At 51.5% G+C, this 14,710-nt stretch carries 14 protein-coding genes and 1 pseudogene; 7 read left to right on the top strand and 8 right to left on the bottom strand.

Annotated features, from left to right (window positions below; translation table 11 throughout):
• Positions 1-120: 120 nt before the first annotated feature.
• The 8 genes from ACFQNF_RS08535 to ACFQNF_RS08500 all read right to left on the bottom strand — a co-directional run bounded on the left by ACFQNF_RS08535 (position 121) and on the right by ACFQNF_RS08500 (position 7,249).
• Complete coding sequence (locus ACFQNF_RS08535) at positions 121-543, bottom strand: nuclear transport factor 2 family protein (RefSeq protein WP_380187577.1); 423 nt, start codon at positions 541-543, stop codon at positions 121-123.
• A 37-nt stretch (positions 544-580) separates the two neighbouring features.
• A complete protein-coding gene (locus ACFQNF_RS08530; protein WP_380187576.1) occupies positions 581-1,354 on the bottom strand; it encodes an SDR family NAD(P)-dependent oxidoreductase in 774 nt (257 codons plus the stop codon).
• Between the two features lie 2 nt (positions 1,355-1,356).
• Positions 1,357-1,878 (bottom strand): DUF3833 domain-containing protein, encoded by a 522-nt coding sequence (locus tag ACFQNF_RS08525; protein ID WP_380187575.1) that lies wholly within the window; start codon positions 1,876-1,878, stop codon positions 1,357-1,359.
• A gap of 372 nt (positions 1,879-2,250) precedes the next feature.
• A complete protein-coding gene (locus tag ACFQNF_RS08520; protein WP_380187574.1) occupies positions 2,251-3,474 on the bottom strand; it encodes an MFS transporter in 1,224 nt (407 codons plus the stop codon).
• Complete coding sequence (locus ACFQNF_RS08515) at positions 3,471-4,004, bottom strand: chalcone isomerase family protein (protein WP_380187573.1); 534 nt, start codon at positions 4,002-4,004, stop codon at positions 3,471-3,473. Before ACFQNF_RS08515 ends, ACFQNF_RS08520 begins: the two co-directional genes overlap by 4 nt.
• Positions 3,970-5,172 (bottom strand): class I SAM-dependent methyltransferase, encoded by a 1,203-nt coding sequence (locus ACFQNF_RS08510; RefSeq protein WP_380187572.1) that lies wholly within the window; start codon positions 5,170-5,172, stop codon positions 3,970-3,972. The genes ACFQNF_RS08515 and ACFQNF_RS08510 overlap by 35 nt, the downstream gene beginning before the upstream one ends.
• Positions 5,169-5,963 (bottom strand): DUF1365 domain-containing protein, encoded by a 795-nt coding sequence (locus ACFQNF_RS08505; protein ID WP_380187571.1) that lies wholly within the window; start codon positions 5,961-5,963, stop codon positions 5,169-5,171. Before ACFQNF_RS08505 ends, ACFQNF_RS08510 begins: the two co-directional genes overlap by 4 nt.
• Positions 5,963-7,249, bottom strand: coding sequence for an NAD(P)/FAD-dependent oxidoreductase (locus ACFQNF_RS08500; RefSeq protein ID WP_380187570.1), 1,287 nt, complete (start codon positions 7,247-7,249; stop codon positions 5,963-5,965). The genes ACFQNF_RS08505 and ACFQNF_RS08500 overlap by 1 nt, the downstream gene beginning before the upstream one ends.
• A 123-nt stretch (positions 7,250-7,372) precedes the next feature.
• On the opposite strand from ACFQNF_RS08500, the gene ACFQNF_RS08495 reads away from it, so the two are divergent.
• From ACFQNF_RS08495 to ptsP, 7 genes and pseudogenes are all read left to right on the top strand, one after another.
• Positions 7,373-7,987 (top strand): TetR/AcrR family transcriptional regulator, encoded by a 615-nt coding sequence (locus ACFQNF_RS08495; RefSeq protein WP_380187569.1) that lies wholly within the window; start codon positions 7,373-7,375, stop codon positions 7,985-7,987.
• Positions 7,988-8,081: 94 nt separating this feature from the next.
• The gene (gene gshA / locus ACFQNF_RS08490; RefSeq protein WP_380187568.1) at positions 8,082-9,344 is read left to right on the top strand and encodes a glutamate--cysteine ligase; all 1,263 of its coding nucleotides are present in this window, start codon (positions 8,082-8,084) and stop codon (positions 9,342-9,344) included.
• Positions 9,345-9,581: 237 nt separating this feature from the next.
• Positions 9,582-10,532, top strand: coding sequence for a glutathione synthase (gene gshB, locus ACFQNF_RS08485; protein ID WP_380187567.1), 951 nt, complete (start codon positions 9,582-9,584; stop codon positions 10,530-10,532).
• Complete coding sequence (locus ACFQNF_RS08480) at positions 10,529-11,557, top strand: FAD:protein FMN transferase (protein ID WP_380187566.1); 1,029 nt, start codon at positions 10,529-10,531, stop codon at positions 11,555-11,557. Before gshB ends, ACFQNF_RS08480 begins: the two co-directional genes overlap by 4 nt.
• Positions 11,558-11,640: 83 nt before the next feature.
• A complete protein-coding gene (locus ACFQNF_RS08475; protein ID WP_380187565.1) occupies positions 11,641-12,042 on the top strand; it encodes a PTS sugar transporter subunit IIA in 402 nt (133 codons plus the stop codon).
• 5 nt (positions 12,043-12,047) lie between these two features.
• Positions 12,048-12,320 carry an HPr family phosphocarrier protein gene (locus ACFQNF_RS08470; RefSeq protein WP_046350509.1) on the top strand — a complete coding sequence of 91 codons (273 nt, stop codon included), beginning with the start codon at positions 12,048-12,050 and terminating at the stop codon, positions 12,318-12,320.
• 221 nt (positions 12,321-12,541) lie between these two features.
• A pseudogene (gene ptsP / locus ACFQNF_RS08465) lies at positions 12,542-14,272 on the top strand (phosphoenolpyruvate--protein phosphotransferase).
• The last annotated feature ends 438 nt before the right edge of the window (positions 14,273-14,710 follow it).

Genomic DNA, 14,710 nt, shown 5'->3' with positions numbered 1-14,710 from the left:
TCATCTTAATACAAAAGCTTAAATTGATAGGATTGGGGTGAAACCCGCGAGCGATGCTGAAAAGTACGCGGGTTGCGCCCGCCCTACGATATTTATAATGAGATTAAGCAAGAGGCATAATCAGCTTGAATCTTTCAAAGCAAACTGCCGCCGCAGCCAGCGTATAGGCATACCAATCACCGGCAGCTTCTGAAATAACTCTTCGGCCGCATCCCAATAATCGCGGTGATAACAAACCTGGCCCTGTGCGTTTAATTTAAGGTGCGATGCGCCGTGCACGCTATACGCTTTGCCTTGCAGCTCAAAAACGAAATCCCAGGTAATAAACGCGCTTTCACCCTGCAATACGCGATCTTTCATCACAAAGCGCGGCTTTTGCGTGGTTTCAAACATATGGGCAAAAATACGACGGATATCCACCACGCCATTCACTTCATTAAACGGATCTTTAAACCACGCGTCTGCACTATAAAAGCGCTCGATCTCATGCAGATTTTGCGGGCTGATTGCCTCGTACCACTGCAACATTTCATCAAGTAGCATGGTTTACCTTCAAATAAAACGAGCTGATATTGTGCAATCACGCCAATCGTTGCAACAAAGAAAAACGCCAGCGGTAGGGCAATCTTTGCAGGCATTTCATCGCCAGCGTAAAGCGACGTGGAAAATGAATTTCAAAGCGGCCTTGCTCCATGCCTTGCAAAATAGCGCTGGCGGCCTGCTCTGGCGTTTGCAGGGCGGGCATGCTGAAGTTATTTTTTGCTGTTAGCTCAGTTTTTACAAAGCCCGGATTAATCAAATATACGCCAAGGCCACGCGGGTGCAGATCGGCATAGAGCAGCTCGGCCAGATTAATGAGCGCAGCTTTGCTCGGACCGTAAACCGAAGCATTGGGCAAGCCCATATAGCCTGCCACACTGGCAATCACCGCCACGCTGCCTGCTTGCTTGGCGAGCAAATCGGGCAGGATGGTTTCCAGACCAAAGTAAACGCTGGCTAAATTTACCGCCAGCGTGCGCTCTACCTGTGCGGCTTTAACTTCCCAACTGCGCTCGGGCCGGTAATCTGCGGCGCAAAACACCACCAGATCGACGCCTCCCCAAGCACTTTGTATCTGCTGAAACGCGCTGGGCCAAGCGGCTGCATCGGCCACATCAAAAGGGATAATCTGCACCTGCCCGCTGGGCACGGCCACTTGCAGCAGCCGGCTTTCGCTGCGCGAGCTTAAGGCCACGCGTGCGCCTTTGCCAATTAAATCACGGGCCAGCGCCGCACCAATGCCGCTGGAAGCGCCAATCAGCCATACACGCTGCGCGCGCCATTGCCGGATGGGTGGATTAAGACTGGCAAACATGGCTAATCCTTTTTGCGGAAAAACAGCGTGACTTCGCCCAACTGCCAGCCAAATTTGCTCATGCTGGCGCGATTAATCATGGTTTTTTGATCAATTAAAAACATCCAGTCATCAAATTGCACTTCATAAACCGAGCCATCTACCGGCAGCAGCATGGTGTATTTCCAGTTGAGCGCATTGCCAGCAATCAGCCCTTCTGCCTCGCCTTTAATATCGTCCGCTGTGCCCGTCCACCGGCCTCCCGCTTGCTGGCGTAAGGTCCAAACGCGTTTTTGCTTACTGCCATCGCTATATTCAAAGTCTTCATCCAATACAAAACGATCCCCTTGCTTGGTGCCGGTCAGCAGCACATGAAAACGCTTTACTACTTCGCCATCGCGCTTTTGAAACGTGCCCCATGCTTCTGTCTTGCCGCTAAAAAACTGCACTAAATCTAAGGCAGGCTGTTGCTGCTGGTAATGGCTCACATCCGGCCCGGCGCAAGCACCGAGCAGCATGCAAAACATGATTAATAGGGCTTTCATGATGTGGATCCTTTTAAAGTGGCTTGCTGCCGGATGGCCTGCTGACTTTACTTAGCGAAAGTCCCGTACTGGGGGTAATGCTGTTCACTTAAGGGGTTTTGCTTGTGTACCCCCTTTTGTAAAAGGGGGGCTAGGGGGGATTTGCCATTGATGTTGGGCTTCAATAAGCAAAAAACCAAAGGCAAATCCCCCTCAATCCCCCTTTTATAAAGGGGGAGGCTAAATCAAACTCCTTAAGTAAACGGCATTACCGTGCTGGGGGCGTGTTATCAATCCCTATGCGGAGGTTGATGCCACTCAAACACCAATAAACGACCCAATTAAAAATAGGTTTTCTCTGTGAAACTCCGTGTCCTCTGGGACCTCCGTAGTTCAAGATTTGGGTTTCCGTTGTGTAGCACCAATCACTAAATTTAAACGCCACATTGCCAGTAATTTAATCGCGCAAGGTAAAGCGGCGTAGGTCAGCGCAAGGCTTAATCCGCCCTGACCGGCTATTCCCGGCTGATAGCCGCCCAAAGCCAGGAGCGGCAAAGCGAGGCCAGATAAGGCGAGGGCCAGTTTGCCCAGTAGAGTCCAGATTCCGTAATAGCTGGCGGGTGAATGCTGGGGTGAAATCAGCCCAGCCAATAACACCGGCGGCAGGGCTAAATCGGCCCCTAGCGCCAGCCCTGCCAGAATGCACACCACGGCATAAGCTGCCACATCACCGGCACTGAGCAAAGCTGCGCCTGCAAAAGCCAGCACGGCTAAAACCATGCCTAAGCGCCACGCCTTTGCCGTGCCGATTTTTGTGGCTAGCCTTACCCACAATGGCAGGCCTAGAGCCGCCGCCACAAAATATGCGGCCAAAAACGCCCCCGATAATTGCGGTGCCTCAATACGATCGCGGATATAAAACAGCGCCAGCGTGGCTGGAATCGCCACCGAAACCGCGTTTAAAAAATAGGGCAGCAATAAGCGTTTAAATGCCGGATTAGCCAGCGGCTCGCGCCAGGATTGCTTTTCACCCCCGCCCAGCCAAGGCAAGGCCCGATAAAGCAGCGCCACAATGCCCAAAGCTAATAGCAGAGCAAAGGCTAAGGCATACCAAGCCATGCCTTGCTCTACCTGCTGCCCCGCCATTAAATAGCCCGGCACAATACTCGCCAGCACCACACCGACCAGCCCCGCACCTTCGCGCCAAGCTGCGGCATTGAGCAGAACAGCCTCATTCCCCAGCCTTGCCCCCCACGCCAGATAGGCGATATTCAGCATGCTATGCGCGGTGTAAATAACAATCAGCATCACCGCTAGCCATGCAATCAGTGCAGCGCCTTGCACGGGTGGCAACCACAAACCGGCAAAAGAAATCGCCAGTAGCAGGCCAGCAGCGAGCATCCAGCCGTGCAAGCGCCCTGCCTTTAAATCAATGAGATGCCCTAGCCACGGGTCTTGGACGGTGTCCACCAATCGAGCCAGAAACAACACCAGACCCGTGGTGGATAAGGCCATTCCCAGTTGTCCGGCGTAATAGGCTGGGGCGTGTACATAAACCGGCAAGGCCGCCATCGCCAACGGTAAACCCAGCAGGCCATAAGCCAGTGCGGGCTTCACTTTTGCCCCAATAATTGCGAGCGCAGATTGCTATCTTTGCTGCGCTCATCCAGCCAGATAGCAAAAAAAGCTTTGGCGAATTCGGGATCGGCCACTTCGGCATTCAGGCCCTTTTTGCCATAAAAGCGGCAACCCACACCCGGCAGATACACGCCAATCAGCTGATCGCCACTTTCTACATCACTAAACGCGCGCTCCATCTCTGCCTGCCAGCGAGCCAGCTGCGCCTTGCTGTATTCTTTGCCGGATAAACGCTTGATTTCATCGAGGCTGCTGCTCACAAAACGCTCGCGGCTGATGCTGCGGTGATAAGTGAGCTCCAGCGCAAAGGGTGCACTGGCAACAAAGGGGCGCTGCTCGCTCCATAAGCGGGCGGTATAAATTCTGAAACCCAACCAGCGAAACTCTCCCGAGCCAAGCGGCGTAGCTGCAGGCAGCTCTTCCCGCCAGCTGGCGGCAAATGCGCCACTAGCCAGCGTCATCAGTAGCAGTGCACTAGCGAGTTTTTTGTAATAAGAACTGCACCACATCGGTCCGCCCCTCATCAAAGCCTGCTTCGCAATAGGCGTAATAAAGCTGCCAAATACGCCGGAATGAATCATCAAAGCCTTGCGCCGCAATGGCGTCTTCACACGCGCTAAAAGCATGGCTCCAGCGGCGCAGTGTTTCGGCATAATCCGCACCAAAATGATATTGATCGAGCGCCTTAAGGCCGACCTCTGCCGCTTTGGCCACAAAGCGCTCTGGGCTGGGTAACATGCCGCCAGGAAAAATATACTGCTGGATAAAATCCGTATTGGCTCGGTAGTGCTCAAACAGCGCATCATCAATGGTGATGCTTTGCACCAGCGCTTTTGCCCCCGGCTTTAAGCATTGCTGCAGCTGATTAAAATAGCTGGGCCAGAAGCGCTCGCCCACGGCTTCAAACATTTCGATCGACACAATCGCATCGTATTGCTCGTTTAAATCGCGATAATCACAGAGCCAAAGCTTGGCGCTATTGCCTTGATTACGCACTTGAGCCACCGCCAGCTGTGCTTCAGAAATGGTAATACCGTGCACTTCAATACCGCAGCGGGCGGCATGCTCGGCAAAGCCTCCCCAGCCGCAGCCAATTTCCAAGACTTTATCGCCCACCTTTAAAGCCAGCGTGTCGATAATTCTCTGGTATTTAGCGGCTTGGGCACTTTCTAAGCTCTGGCTAAAATCACCGGCAAAAATAGCGCTGGAGTACGTCCAGCTTTTATCCAGCCACAACTGGTAAAAATCGTTACCGATATCGTAATGCGCGTGGATATTGCGTTTGCTGCCCTCGCGGGTATTAGGGCGCAGCCAGTGTTTTAGCCGATACCACAAGGTGGCCAGCTTGCCGCCAAAGACAAAACGCTCCAGCGCCGCTTCGTTTTTTAAAGCCAGCCGCAATAGGGCCGTTAAATCAGGCGTATCCAGCCAACCTGCTGCATAGCTTTCTGCAAAACCGATATCACCCGCCTTGATAATCCGGCCACAAGCCCGCCAATCATGAATATGCAGCACGGCACTGGGCGGCGTGTGTAAATCCCCAAAAGTAAGGCGGCTACCATCGGGCGTAATCAGCTGCAAATGCCCATATTGCAAACGCTGCAATACTTGAATAAATAATCGCGCCGCAGCAGGCGTGGCAGAGGGTAAATCAGACAAGGTACGCGCTTGGCTCATGATTGGCTTTCCTTTGAACGTCGCAAATGAAGTGGATGGCTAACAGGGTGCAAGGGGGGCTGAGGCTTACGATAAAACGGCACACGCTTTAGCCAAAGACGCAGTGCCTGCCAATGGATTTTGGCGACCACGCCCAGCGTTAAAAAGGGCTGAGCCAGCAAAGCACGGCGCAAATGCGCGGGGGTAAACGAGAGGCGTCGGCCTGCAACCGCCGTTTTAATCAGCAGGCCTTCCTGATCAAAATAATCAATCGCCACAAAAGCGCTGTCTGGCGAATCCTTAAAGCAAAACTGGTAATGGCCCGCCACAGGACAAAAAGGCGAAACATGCAGTGCTTTAATGCTGTGTAAATCGCTATCGGCCAAAATCAGCCCGCCGCCTGCAGCTTGTAATAAATAGCGATGATGCTCGCCAAAGGTATTGTTCACTTCGGCTAGCACGGCTCTTAAGCCGCCATTTTTATCGTGGCAAAACCAAAAATTAACCGGGTTAAAGGCATAGCCAAAGATTCTGGGAAAGGTTTGCAACCATATTTCGCCATCGGCCTCGATGGTGGCTTCTTTTAATAGGCCACGCATCCAGCTTTGCAAATCAGAGCCATCTCTAGCGCCATAATCACGCGTAGCAATCGATAAAGGCCGCCAGCAGTTGACGCCAAACCAGCGATTATTCAGCTCGCCTAATCGGGCCAGATTTAGCCGCAGGCAAAACACTGGATACACAAAGCGGTTTTGCACCGGCCTTAAGCGCTCGTGCATCACCTGCCCGATTAATAAATAGGCGGCACGCATCAGAGCTGCGCCCATGCAGGCAACACATCAAAATCAGCAGCCACGCGTAGGGCAGATTTCAAGCCGTCTTCATGAAAGCCATATCCCGTCCACGCTCCGGCAAACCATGTTCGGTTGCGCCCTTGCAGCTGCGGTAAACGCAGCTGAGCATCAATCGCCGCCTGATCTAAAATCGGGTGCTCGTACTCAAACTGTGCAATCACTAAATCCGGTTTTTTAAAAGGATTCAGCGTCACCACCACCGGATGCTCAAATGGCAGATTTTGTAATTGATTCAGCAAATAGCTCACGCATACAGGCCGTTGCCCATCAACTGCCGCACCACCAAGGTAGTTCCAGGCCGACCATACTTTTTTGTTATGGGGTAATTGCCGCTCATCAAGGTGTAAATACGCGGTATTCGGCTGATAGCGCACCGCGGCTAGGAGCTTTTGCTCAGCTGGGCTAGCGTCTTCCAAAATACTTAAGATGTCGGGGGCATGACCAGCGAACACCACGGCATTAAAACGCGATTCGCCGCTGGCGCTTAAAACCCGCACACCGCTCACATCCCGCCGCACGCCCAACACGGGCGTATTAAGGCGAATATCGGGCAGAGTAGCCGCAATGCGCTGCACATAGCTGCGCGAGCCGCCTTGCACCGTTTGCCATTTAGGCCGGTCATTCACTTGCAATAGCGCGTGGTTAATGCAAAAGCGCAGAAAGGTCAGTGCAGGGAAACGTAAAATATCACTCGGCGAGCTAGACCAAATAGCTGCAGCCATCGGCAACAAATAGCCTTCTCTAAATAGCTGGCCGTAGCCACCCGCATCCAGCAACTGGCCGAGGGTTTCGCCGCTATTGCCCACCCGCACCAAATTAGCGTGAGCAGCTTTATTAAAACGCAAAATATCTTTCAGCATGCCCCAAAAACGTGGCGACCATAGATTGCGCTGCTGAGCAAAAACACTGGCTAGATCGGTGCCCGCCCATTCTAGCCGCCCATCATCCATCGACACACCAAACGACATATCGGTGCTATAGGTCGCCACATTTAGCTCGGCCAGTAGCGCAATTAAATTAGGGTAGGTTTTATCGTTCAGCACCAAAAAGCCGGTATCAACCGGATGGCTCAGGCCGTTGATAGATACATCGACCGTATTACTGTGGCCCCCCAGATAATCCCCCGCCTCATACAGGCAAACATCGTGCTTGCGATTAAGCAGATACGCACTGGCAAGGCCAGAGATGCCTGCACCAATCACGGCGATTTTTTGTCTGGAAGAAGAAGATGCTTGCTGAGCCACGTTTTATTCCTTATCTAAGTGAGGATCACAAAAGTTGAGGCTATCCATTGCTGCCATCAGCGGCTAATATGGCAACTAAACCACCATGCAATTAAATCTACCACAGAGTAACTTTAATTACCAATGAGTATTTTAAGCAAATTAAGCTTCAAAGATCAGGCCTTTAAGCTACGCGAAACGGCGATCCTCGATGCAACCACCGCCATACTGGCCAGCAAGGGCTTTGACTTGATGACCATGGACGACGTTGCCCAGGAAGTAGGTATTTCTAAACCCAGCCTTTATAAGCATTTTAAATCTAAGGAAGATTTGGTCGGTGCAGCGATGATTCGCCTGATTGATGGCGCGCTCGATTATCTGGAAGCCATGCCCGCAGGGCTAAGCCCAATCCAGCAGCTAAAAGACTTGCTTGCTTGGGCGTTAAGAATCAGGCTGGATGGCGGCATGCCTTTTCTGCCTTCAACCAGCACGCATGTTCGCGAGATGCTGACGCGCAACCTAAAATACGTTATGAGAGTATTGAAATTAAATAGCAAGATGGAGGCCATCGTTCAGCAAGCTCAAAAACAAGGCCAGCTCAACGCTGCCCTGCCTGTTGATGTGATTTTATTTGCCTATTACGCCAGAACCTGCGATCCGGCCGTAGAATACTTACAGCTTTACAGCAAGCTGGATCACGAAACCATCGTCAAATCAATGTTAGAAGTTTGTTTTTCCGGCCTGAAAAACCAAGCATAAACAGCAGGCAAACAAATTAGCGCCCCCCCGGAGTTGAATCCACCGCCCAGCGCCCACATATGCCATGGATGAAACCACTAAGGAATACCCCAAAATGAGCGTCCCACATCTGACCACTGCACTCACAGGCCCGCTATTAGATTTGGAACGTAAAATTTTGGCAGCCCAGCCTGAAATCGAGCATTGGTTCCGCAACAAGTGGCAGGAGCACACGCCGCCGTTTTATGGCTCAGTCGATTTACGCAATGCGGGCTACAAGCTAGCACCAGTCGATATGAATTTATTTCCTGGCGGCTTTAATAATCTGAATCCGGAGTTTCACCCGCTGGCCGTGCACGCCACCATGATTGCGCTGGAAGGCTATTGCCCGGATGCGCGCCGCGTATTACTGATTCCAGAAAACCACACCCGTAATACTTTCTATCTGCAAAACGTCGCCGCGCTGGCCAAAATCTTGCGCCAAGCTGGCTTAGTAGTGCGTTTAGGCAGCATGAATCCAGAAATCACCGAAAGCACTACACTTGATTTGCCGGATGGCAGCAAGCTGACACTAGAGCCGATAGTACGCAACGGCAAACGCGTCAGCATTGCTGGATTCGATCCTTGTGTGGTCTTACTCAATAATGACTTATCGGCAGGTATTCCGGCCATCTTGCAAGATATCGAGCAAACGCTGCTGCCGCCGCTCAATGCAGGCTGGGCCGTGCGCCGCAAAACCCAGCATTTCACCGCCTACGATAAAGTCGTTGCCGAGTTTGCTGCACTGATCGATATCGATCCTTGGGTGATTAACCCTTACTTTGAGCATGTAGACGGGCTGGATTTCCACTCCCGCGCGGGTGAAGACGAGCTGGCTGCCACCGTGGATGCCATGATTGAAAAAATCCGTATCAAATACGAGCAGCACGGCATTGATCAAGTACCTTTTGTGATCGTAAAAGCCAATGCCGGTACTTACGGCATGGGTATTATGAGCGTGAAATCGGGCGAGGAATTACTCGGCTTGAACCGCAAGCAGCGCAATAAAATGAGCGTGATTAAAGAAGGCGTAGAAGTACGCGATGTGATCGTGCAAGAAGGCGTGCCGACGTTCGAGCAAATCAACGCCGCGGTGGCCGAGCCGGTAGTTTATATGCTGGATCGCTTTGTCATTGGCGGCTTTTACCGTGTGCATACAGGGCGCGGCATTGATGAAAACCTAAACTCACCGGGCGCATACTTTGTACCACTGGCCTTTGCATCATCGCTCTCCACCCCCGATTGCGACGGCTCGCCAGGTTGCGAAGCCAACCGCTTCTACTCCTACGGCGTAGTCGCAAGACTGGCCTTATTGGCTGGGTCTTTAGAGCTGGAATAATCGAACCCACATCCTGAACCACGGAGAACACAGAGTTACACGGAGAAAGGATCTTTTCCCTTTAATAAGGATGGGTCTAGGAAAATCAAACCCCATTATTGTTGAAGTTTCGCAATTTCAAATTGGCTTTTCTCCGTGACCCTCCGTGTTCTCTGTGTCCTCCGTGGTTCAAGATTTAGGTTTTCATCACACCTCCGTCATTACGTTTTAAAATTTTTACCCGTCACAAAGGCCGCTATGAAAATCCTTGTCGTGCTTGATCCGCTTGCCAGCTTAAAAATTTACAAAGACACCAGCTACGCCATGATGCGTGAAGCGGATTTGCGGGGGCATTTGTTGTTTACTTGTGGTGCTGAACATCTGCGAATTAAAGATGGCGTGGTTGAAGCACAGGCCGCCCAATTGCACTTTACCGACACCCAAAGCGGCCACGATTGGTATGCCCAGGGCGATTCAGCCATCACAGCACTGAAAGACTTCGATGCAGTGATCATGCGTAAAGATCCACCGTTTGATCAGCAGTATTTCTACGCCACCCAATTGTTTACGCTGGCCGAAGCGCAGGGTGCAAAAATATTTAACCGTGGCCAAGCGCTGCGCGACTTTAATGAAAAGCTGGCGATTTTAAAGTTTCCCCAGTTCACCGCGCCTACCTTGGTCAGCCAGCAAGAATCCGATATCCGCGAATTTTTAGCCGAGCATGGCGATATTATTTTGAAGCCACTGGATGGCATGGGTGGCACAGGGATTTTCCGCCTTACAACAACCGATCCGAATGTAGGCTCGATTATCGAAACGCTAACCGCCAATGGCACAGTTTCCATCATGGCGCAGCGCTATATTGCGGCGATTAAAGAAGGCGATAAGCGCATTCTGCTGATCGATGGCAAACCAGTGGACTGGTGCCTAGCGCGCATTCCCAAGGCCGGTGAAACACGCGGTAATTTGGCGGCAGGTGGCAGCGGTGTAGCAAGGCCATTAACGGCAAGAGACCGAGAAATTGCCGAAGCACTAGGGCCGCAGCTCGCCGCTCAAGGCTTGCTGCTGGTGGGGCTGGATGTAATTGGTGAGAACCTCACTGAGGTGAATGTCACGAGCCCGACCTGCTTTGCCGAAATCACCGCGCAATCTGGGATTAATGTAGCAGCCCTCTTTATTGATGCTTTAGAAAAGCACGCCAAGCAATGAAACGCTTCTGCTTGCTGATGGCCGCGCTGCTATTAAGCGCTTGCAGCAAGGCCCCACTTTATCAGCAAGAAAGCTATGTATTTGGTACGCGAGTACAGATCTCCATCTGGGGCTTGCCTGAAGATGTGGCACAAAAGCATGCAGCAGCCGTATTCGCCGATTTAGATCGCATCCATACCCGTCTGCATCCTTGGCTACCCTCCGAGATCACCCGGATTAACGCCAGCTTTGCCAAGGGTGAAGCCGCTCTGATCGACACTGAAACCACGGCACTGCTTAAGCAAGCCAGCCAGTATGCAGATCGATCTGAGCAGCTCTTTAATCCAGCGATGGGCAGCTTGGTCGAGGCTTGGGGCTTTCATAAAGACACTTATGCTGCTGTTTTACCCAAGAGCGAGACCATTGCCGATTTGCTCGCCAGCCAACCAAGGATGAGCGATCTCACTTTTGACGCCGCCACGGTTAGCAGCAGTAATCCGGCAGTGCAAATCGATACCGGCGGCTTTGCCAAAGGTTGGGCACTAGATAGAGCAGCAACGTATTTACGCAAATACCGGGTAAATAATGCGCTGATTAATATCGGCGGCAATGTATTGGCGCTAGGCAAAAAAGATCAAACGCCGTGGATTGTGGGCATACAACACCCCAGAGAGCCGCAGGCAATGGCAACGATTGCTTTAAGGGATGGTGAAGCCATTGGCACATCGGGCGATTACCAACGTTTTTTTGAAGTCGCAGGCAAACGCTACTCGCATTTAATCGACCCGCGCACCGGCCAGCCCGCCACAAGCATGGAAGCGGCAACCGTGATTGCACCGGCAAGCCTGGAAGCAGGCGCAATCTCTGATGCGGCTACCAAGCCTATTTTTATTGATGGCATAGGAAATACACTACGTCATGCCAAGCGTTTTGGATTGCAAGATGTACTCATCGTAGGTAATGATGGCAGTGTCTATGTCACCGCAGATTTACAACGCCGTCTGACTTGGCTAAAACCGCCAGTGCATATTTACCGCTTACGTTAGCTAGCAAAAGCGGTATATTTATAGAACGATGCTTTCTTGTTAATTAATAACATCAAACTTACACCCGCTAAGGTAAATAAGGTATGGTTGGTATTATCATCGTGACACACGTGTCTTTAGGCGAAGCCTTAGTCTCGTGTGCTCAACATATTATGGCGCGGGAGCTGCCCAATTTGCTGCAACTATCAGTCAGCAAAGCGGATGAGCCCGACGAAGTGGTTCGGCGCGCCAGCGAAATGATTAGTAAGCTGGACGATGGCTCCGGTGTGTTATTGCTCACAGATATTTACGGCGGTACGCCTTCTAATGTAGCCCAGCGTTTAGTTGTTGCTGGCAAGGTAGAAGCCATTGCAGGTGTTAACTTACCGATGCTAGTCAGAACGCTGAGCTATAGCCACCAAGCACTTGAAGTCGTCGTCAGCAAAGCAATTACAGGCGGTTTAGAGGGTGTTCTCTACATGCTGCCCAGCAGCGCTCAGGAATAAGTAATATGCCAATAAGTGAAGTAGAAATTGTTAACAAACTGGGCTTACATGCCCGTGCATCCAGCAAGCTCACCCAACTTGCTAGCCAGTTTCAATGCGAAGTCTGGCTAAGCCGCAATCAAAAGCGGGTTAATGCCAAATCGATCATGGGTGTGATGATGCTGGCAGCAGGCAAAGGCAGCAAAATTCTGCTAGAAACTGACAACGGCCCCGATGCGGATACCGCAATGGGCGCGATTTCAGCCCTGATTGCCGATAAATTTGGTGAAGGTGAATAAGCAGCCACTATTGTCAAAATGCTTTAACTTTTAGCCACTTATAAATATATAAATAGTCGGTACTTTTATATATTTTAGCCGCCGGGGCTTAGCCCCGGCATCAAATGGCAAATACCGCGCAGCACCATAAGGCGCTACGCAATATCACGAATAGGTCAGATCAGTTTTGTACTTAAAATAACGACCGCGATCACCGGCACGGTGGCATAAAAGGAAGGTTTATGAGCATTACGCTACAAGGGATTGGCATTGGGGGTGGGATTGCAATCGGGCAAGCTCACCTTATATCGCATGCCGATATCGAAATTGCTCACTATCAACTATCCGCCGCTGATATCCCTGCCGAACTGGCCCGCTTTGATGACGCCATCCGCGTTACCCGCAAATCCTTAGAAATGCTTTGGGGCAGTATCCCCGAAAATGCCCCTGCCGAGCTGGGCGCCTTTTTATCCCTACATATCATGCTGCTTAACGATCATATGCTCTCCAAAGAGCCGCGCAATTTGATCGAGCAGCAGCATTGCAATGCCGAATGAGCGCTTAAGCTACAGCTTGAAGTGCTGCTGGCGCAATTTGATGAGATCGAAGATGAATACCTGCGTGAGCGCCGCACCGATGTGATCCAGGTGGTGGAGCGGGTATTTAAAACACTGGCAGGGCACGAAAACCACTCGCACCCGCTGGCCGAAATTGCCCCCAACTGTATTTTGGTGGCGCACGATCTTAGCCCTGCCGATATGGTGTTATTTAAAGACACCGAATACCTCGCATTTATTACCGATGTGGGCGGCCCCACCTCGCACACGGCGATTTTAGCCCGCAGCTTAGATCTGCCATCGGTACTTGCCCTGCGCCACGCCCGCGAACTGATTCGTGAAGACGAGCTGATTATTGTGGATGGGATTAACGGCGTAGTCATCGTTGATCCTGATGAAATCATCCTTAAAGAATACCGCCACCGTCAACGCGATTGGCTCAAAAAACAAAAAGCGCTGCAAGATATCCGCACCAAACAGCCGATCACCAAAGACGGTGAAGTGATCGAACTGTTTGCCAATATTGAAGTCCCTGACGACTGTAAATTGTCGATCGAAAACGGCGCAACAGGCGTCGGCTTATTTCGCTCTGAATTCTTATTTTTATCCGAATCTGATTTACCTACCGAAGAAGAACAATTTCTCGCCTACAAGCAAGTTGCTGAAGCCATGAAAGGCCAGCCGGTGATTATCCGCACTGTCGATTTAGGCAAAGATAAAATCCCCAGGTGGCAGCAGGATCGCGAAACACCCAATCCAGCGCTAGGTCTCACCGGTATTCGTCTCTGTATGGCCGAGCCGCAAATGTTCCGCACCCAGCTGCGCGCCCTATTGCGCGCCTCAGCCTATGGCAAGATCAAGCTGCTGCTGCCCATGCTCTCTTATGTGGGTGAAGTACGACAAACACGTAAGCATCTGGAAGAAGCCAAGGCACAACTCGCGGATGCTGGTGTGGCCTTTGATGAAAATATCGAGTTAGGCGGCATGATTGAAGTGCCTGCAGCAGCGGTGCAGGTCGCCCAGTTTTTAGCACATCTCGATTTTATCTCGATCGGCACCAACGATTTAATCCAGTACACGCTGGCCGTAGATCGCAACGACGATGCGGTTTCACACCTTTATGACCCGTTGCATCCCGCTGTGATTCAGCTGCTGCATCATGTGATCAGCACTGCAAATCGCATGGGCAAGCCGGTATCGATGTGCGGAGAAATGGCAGGTGACCCAGCCCTTACCCGGCTGCTGCTTGGCCTTGGGCTAAGGCGCTTCTCTATGCTGCCGATTCAACTGCTTAAAGTAAAACAAGAAATCCTAACCGGCGAAATGCACAGAATTACGCCACTGGTAGAGCAAATGCTAATTGCAGAAGACAGCCAGTGCCTGCGTGAGCTATTGCAGCAGTTGCATCAGAGCTAGGGCTTATTTTGTAGGGCGAGTGAAACCCGCGTACTTTTCAGCCTAGCTCGTGGACTAGCTCGTGGACTTCACCCCATACGCGCTAACCACAGTCAAAAAGATCTTTTTAGTGCCTTCGGCAAGTTGATTTAGGTGCGGGCGTCCCGCTGGACCTTCCTTTCTTGCGCGGCCAAGAAACGAAGCCAAAGAAGGCCGCCCCAGCCAGCACGAAAGCCCCTCACTGCGGATAATCGGCTCAGCGAAAAAGGCTGCTCGAGAGCAAGCCGCTACCCCTTTTCCGAAACCCCGAGCCGCTTATTCCCCGCTTCGGCGTGCTTCAAGGGGATTTTTAAGCCCTATGCAGAGAGCGTGATTGTTACGTTTTTTCGCTGTTTGCTGATACAAAAGCATATTGCTTAGCCCACATGGAGCTTCACCCGCCCTATAAAAAATGCAATG

It is taken from the genome of Iodobacter arcticus (assembly GCF_042664895.1).
In the GTDB taxonomy this organism is placed as follows: Bacteria; Pseudomonadota; Gammaproteobacteria; order Burkholderiales; family Chitinibacteraceae; genus Iodobacter; species Iodobacter arcticus.
Note: the sequence above shows the minus strand (reverse complement) of the source record. Positions and strands in the feature narration are given on the sequence as shown.

Bases quoted from the DNA above. Each gene is read 5' to 3' on its own strand.
- ACFQNF_RS08470 (WP_046350509.1), top strand. From the start codon at position 12,048: ATGCCAATAAGTGAAGTAGAAATTGTTAACAAACTGGGCTTACATGCC.
- gshA (WP_380187568.1), top strand. From the start codon at position 8,082: ATGAGCGTCCCACATCTGACCACTGCACTCACAGGCCCGCTATTAGAT.
- gshB (WP_380187567.1), top strand. From the start codon at position 9,582: ATGAAAATCCTTGTCGTGCTTGATCCGCTTGCCAGCTTAAAAATTTAC.
- ACFQNF_RS08530 (WP_380187576.1), bottom strand. From the start codon at position 1,354: ATGTTTGCCAGTCTTAATCCACCCATCCGGCAATGGCGCGCGCAGCGT.
- ACFQNF_RS08505 (WP_380187571.1), bottom strand. From the start codon at position 5,963: ATGCGTGCCGCCTATTTATTAATCGGGCAGGTGATGCACGAGCGCTTA.
- ACFQNF_RS08480 (WP_380187566.1), top strand. From the start codon at position 10,529: ATGAAACGCTTCTGCTTGCTGATGGCCGCGCTGCTATTAAGCGCTTGC.
- ACFQNF_RS08495 (WP_380187569.1), top strand. From the start codon at position 7,373: ATGAGTATTTTAAGCAAATTAAGCTTCAAAGATCAGGCCTTTAAGCTA.
- ACFQNF_RS08535 (WP_380187577.1), bottom strand. From the start codon at position 543: ATGCTACTTGATGAAATGTTGCAGTGGTACGAGGCAATCAGCCCGCAA.
- ACFQNF_RS08475 (WP_380187565.1), top strand. From the start codon at position 11,641: ATGGTTGGTATTATCATCGTGACACACGTGTCTTTAGGCGAAGCCTTA.
- ACFQNF_RS08510 (WP_380187572.1), bottom strand. From the start codon at position 5,172: ATGAGCCAAGCGCGTACCTTGTCTGATTTACCCTCTGCCACGCCTGCT.
- ACFQNF_RS08515 (WP_380187573.1), bottom strand. From the start codon at position 4,004: ATGTGGTGCAGTTCTTATTACAAAAAACTCGCTAGTGCACTGCTACTG.
- ACFQNF_RS08525 (WP_380187575.1), bottom strand. From the start codon at position 1,878: ATGAAAGCCCTATTAATCATGTTTTGCATGCTGCTCGGTGCTTGCGCC.